1 protein-coding gene is annotated in these 1,141 nt (G+C 72.3%); it reads left to right on the top strand.

The genetic code is table 11. The features are described 5' to 3' along the window. Positions 1-466 precede the first annotated feature (466 nt). The coding region (locus ACNFOC_RS54595; RefSeq protein WP_416966343.1) for a WD40 repeat domain-containing protein at positions 467-1,141 on the top strand (675 nt) is incomplete at its 3' end.

Below are 1,141 nucleotides of genomic sequence, written 5' to 3'. Positions count from 1 at the left end.
GGGTATGAGTACGCCGGATTGCCGTGTTCGCCCAGGAGCTCGGGGGATGCTGTTTCGGGGCGGCTGCGGGCGGTCCGTGGCTGGTCGCGCAGTTCCCCGCGCCCCTGAAACTGGGCCCGAGTTACGAGGGAGCCCGTGCGCAGTCCCCGGCGTCCCTGGAACTGGGCCCGAGTCACGAAGCAGCGCGTGCGCAGTCCCCGGCGCCTCTGAAGCTGGGCCTGTGTTTCGAAGCGGCGCGGACGTAGTTCCCGGTGTCCTTGAAACTGGGCCCGAGTCACGAAGCAGCGCGTGCGCAGTCCCCGGCGCCTCTGAAGCTGGGCCTGTGTTTCGAAGTGGCGCGGACGCAGTTTCCGGTGTCCTTGAAACGGGGCCCGAGTTACGAAGGGGCGCGGGGAACTGCGCGACCAGCCACGACGCAGCCGCAGCCGCCCCGAAACAGCACCCCCCGAGCTCTTAGGCGGTAGGCATGACCTCCCCCACCCTCTCCCCGGACGGGCGCTCCGTGGCGTACGTCGACACGGACGGCGCGGTCACAGTCACCGAGCCCGCGACCGGTGACGTACACGTCCTGCACCCACTGCCCCCCGGTTCCGTCCACGCCCTCCAATGGGCCCCGGACAACGCCCACTTGCTGCTCATCACGGAGGCGAGCGGCCGTGAGCGCTTCACTCCACACGCCCTGCGACTCGCGGACGGCACCCTCCTGCCCCTAGCCCCCGAGCACACCCTCCAGGTACGCGGAATCTGGACCTCGCCCACGCATCCGCACGCCATGGTCACGGCCGTCCGCCGCCGAGGCGACCGCGCGCTCCACCCCTGGTACCTCCCCCTGGACCACGCCCCCGCCCGGCAACTCGCCCACTGCCCGGACGGCACGCGCGACTGGGCCTTCGACGCCCAACTCGCCTGCCGTGCCTGCCTGGTGGGCCTCCCCGACGGCACCCTCCGCCTCCTCACCACCGCGGACGGTCACGACTGGCGGCCGCTCCTCGACCTCCCCCTCGACGACGCCCCGGACACCCGCCTCCTCGGCATCCACCCGACCTCCGGCGAGATCCTGCTGCTGACCGCGTACCAGGCGGACGCCGTCCGGATCGCCGCCGTCCACCCCGGCACCGGCCGCCCCCGCACCCTCCTCGCC

The organism is Streptomyces colwelliae (assembly GCF_048158785.1).
In the GTDB taxonomy this organism is placed as follows: domain Bacteria; phylum Actinomycetota; class Actinomycetes; order Streptomycetales; family Streptomycetaceae; genus Streptomyces.
Note: the sequence above shows the minus strand (reverse complement) of the source record. Positions and strands in the feature narration are given on the sequence as shown.